The sequence below is a fragment of the Nostoc sp. DedQUE08 genome (assembly GCF_034530895.1).
GTDB lineage: Bacteria > Cyanobacteriota > Cyanobacteriia > Cyanobacteriales > Nostocaceae > Nostoc.
Map to the genome: position 1 here is coordinate 1 of NZ_JAVRCD010000129.1, position 2,985 is coordinate 2,985.

Annotated in this window: 5 protein-coding genes; 1 reads left to right on the forward strand and 4 read right to left on the reverse strand. The window is 40.1% G+C overall.

From position 1 onward, the window contains the following. Nucleotides 1–39: 39 nt before the first annotated feature. On the reverse strand, nt 40–351 hold the full coding sequence (locus RMY64_RS36590; RefSeq protein ID WP_322702678.1) for a hypothetical protein: 312 nt from the start codon (nt 349–351) through the stop codon (nt 40–42). A 96-nt stretch (nt 352–447) separates the two neighbouring features. Between RMY64_RS36590 and RMY64_RS36595 the strand changes: the two genes are divergently transcribed. Then, nucleotides 448–711 carry a helix-turn-helix transcriptional regulator gene (locus tag RMY64_RS36595; protein WP_322702679.1) on the forward strand — a complete coding sequence of 88 codons (264 nt, stop codon included), beginning with the start codon at nt 448–450 and terminating at the stop codon, nt 709–711. Between the two features lie 386 nt (nt 712–1,097). Here RMY64_RS36595 and cas2 read toward each other — a convergent pair whose 3' ends face one another. Genes cas2 through csx18 form a run of 3 tightly spaced genes read right to left on the reverse strand, consistent with a single transcriptional unit; the run spans nt 1,098 to nt 2,679 of the window. Next, a complete protein-coding gene (cas2, locus tag RMY64_RS36600) occupies nt 1,098–1,376 on the reverse strand; it encodes a CRISPR-associated endonuclease Cas2 (protein WP_322685730.1) in 279 nt (92 codons plus the stop codon). Further along, a complete protein-coding gene (gene cas1, locus RMY64_RS36605) occupies nt 1,377–2,369 on the reverse strand; it encodes a CRISPR-associated endonuclease Cas1 (RefSeq protein WP_322702680.1) in 993 nt (330 codons plus the stop codon). A 46-nt stretch (nt 2,370–2,415) separates the two neighbouring features. Next, nucleotides 2,416–2,679 carry a CRISPR-associated protein Csx18 gene (gene csx18 / locus RMY64_RS36610; protein ID WP_322702681.1) on the reverse strand — a complete coding sequence of 88 codons (264 nt, stop codon included), beginning with the start codon at nt 2,677–2,679 and terminating at the stop codon, nt 2,416–2,418. Nucleotides 2,680–2,985: the final 306 nt, after the last annotated feature.

Consider the following 2,985-nt stretch of genomic DNA (forward strand, 5'->3'; position numbering starts at 1 on the left):
TGGTTGTGCAATTCTAGCAACTGCTGATGTTGTTGAGCTTCAGACATGATTGCCCTGAAGCCTTTCCAAGGATGAGTTATCCAGGGGTTCGATATCTTCCTCAAAAGCGAAGTCGCAGATGCAAATTTCACGAGAGGGACTGCGCGGATCAAAAAGAACTAGATAGTGTAATCCCGTGGCAATACAACTAGCTTGTTGGGTGTATATGACTCCAATGATGCGACCAAAATCGCCGTTAGGTACTTGAAACCATCGTACCCATTCACCGAGATGAAATTTCTGCTGGGGTAATTCGCTGGGAATAAGCTCTGGTAAAGCAACTGGCGGTATTTGAAGGGGTATTTCAGGCATAAAATTTTTTGTACCAATCTCTAATGTTATTTATACACTACAAAGAGTTATTTATAATATGTAGACTTATACTCTGCACTTTTTGAACATTGTGCAGTGAGCGAAAAAAATGAACTAAGTATTAAACAGCGCTTTGGCAAAGCGGTCAGACGACGTAGGCGTGAACTGGATCTTTCTCAAGAGCAACTAGCAGAACGGGCTGAACTTCATCGTACTTACATATCCAACCTGGAAAGAGGTGAGTTGAATCCTTCGTTAGAAACTATGGAAAAGCTAGCAAACGCCCTAGACATATCCATTCCGGCAATGTTCATTAATTACGGCATTCAGGTTGAGAATGAATCACGGAAGGATTGTTGAGCAGTTGCATACTGCATTTCATGATTCATCATAAAACTCAGACCCTTATACATCTGAGTAGGCTATCCAATAAAGTGCCAATTCATCAGGAACAAACGGTCATTGCTTCTTGGTGCGCTAAGGCTTGCATTCAGCTACGATGATGTTGAAATTTCAAGACCTTTAGTCCCGATCGGCGTTCGTATGCACCTGTATATCCTCTTTTTTCTGGTGGCTTTGGGCTTTTAATGTACAAACGGCAGTATTCCAGTGGTTCCATTGACAGTTTATTTTGATTACGTCAATTAATGATTTTGTCGCCTGTAGTACCGTAAATAATACCCACTGAATATGGTAATCATGGAGACGAACTTTCCTTCTCTTCAGAGTGAGCGAAGAGGAGTAAATCAGATAATAGTTGAACCTGGGAGTTCTGTAACTGGTGGTTCTCCCCAAGTTTCAATTTGGTTAAACGTGTGTCGGCTGAGGGGATAAAACCGCACGCTGTCTTCTGAAACTTTCACTTGTTTATGGAGTCTTTTTCGCAGTTCATTATATTTATTTTGGTCAAGAACACATTCAAATACTGAATATTGCACTCGTTGACCATATCCTTCTAATAAATCAGACACTTTTTTGCGTCTTTTATCGCAAGGTATGTCATATACTATTACATAAAATAGCATTCAACGAATTTCATAAGGCTTATAGAGTTTGCTAGGCTGATAAACGAATTCTTTAAAAGATTTAATTTGCTGTGTCATTAAATCCCAACGAGGTTGTTTTTCTCCCTGAGAATTTTGTACTTCTTCTGACAAGCGTTGTAAAAAATATTTAATATATTTTGGGCGACCAGAGTTATTCAAATAGCAACCTCCATCATGATATTCAAAATCGTTTTGAGTATCCATGACTTTGCTATTGATTAACCAAAGTACCAAAGAATCAATAATTGGGGCGCGAAATTCTTCAATTAAATCGGAAGCAAGAGCAGCATGGCGTTCTGTGCCTTGATGTAGACAAGCGTAGTAAGGGTCTAGTCCTTGGAGTTCAATTATTGTCAACAGGTGATTCCATAGGATTTGGTAGCCAAAACTCAGCATCGCGTTCACCGGATTTCCTGGAGGACGGCAGCTACGCGCTAAAAATACAAAATCAGGATGATTCAAACATTCACCGAAGGCTGAAAAATACTGTGCTGCACCAGCCCCTTCTAATCCCATCAATCGCTCTATCGTTTCAGCTTCTCCTGATTTTTGTCCCAAAACTTCTAAACTTTTGATGGCAATTTCAGCCGTTCCGGAAGGGTTACGCCGTTGTTGTCTCTGTAAAAATGTGCGGCTATTTTTCAGTTTGGCTTGGACAATTTTTCTAGCTGCTAACAAGCGTTCGATTGCTGTTAATTGTTGCTGATAACGAGATAATTGACGATATCCTCGTTCAATTGGCATGAGCCGACCATAGCAGTATCCCATGCGGGATAAATAAGCGATGGGGATATCTCGCCATAGACAAGTACGAATCGCCTGAGTAGTGATTTGAGATTTACCAAATATTAGTATTTGTTCCAGTAATGGTAATTGTACTTCGCCATGAATAGTTTCTCCTTGTTTAATGATTAGGGTTTCTGCTTTGAGACTGATATAACAACCTTGTCGGGAGACGTACAGTGTCCGCATAAAATTTTAAGATAATATCAAAGGAAAACGGGTAAAATATTGCTAGTTATTTTTTACTTTCTTTGGTCACTTGTGACTGTTGGGTAATGATTTCAGCTTGCAAGGTTTTAATTTGGGATGGTTGCAAAAAATTCACTACAGCATCACCTACTGTAGCGTTGACAAAGCTGGCGACGGCGATCAAGATTGTATTGATGATTACTGCTGTTAGCCCCAAAGGTGCTATTAACAGGATAATTAGAGTGATAGCACCGTTGAGTAAAGCTATTCCAAGATTACGGATTAATGCAGCGCGGGAAGAGATATACATAAATATGATGTTTGATAGTTGTTTCTGTTTTCTCTACACCTCAAAAGTAAGTGCTGGTTTGAGATCGTGCTAGTGGTTTCATGCGAATGACAAATTTACTAAGTTTTTTACTTTCTCTGCGGCGGGGTCGGCAAAACTGGAAAATGCTTATGTTCTCGTTGATCCTGCCGATGTCCCTCTGTACAAGGATTTCAGAGTTTTTATATTCCCTTGTAAAGGTAAAAATTTCTTTATTCACCGACCCCGTCGCAAAGGGCATCTGGACATCAGACACCATAAGGGTTTAAATAAGAGGGGTCGCTTCTC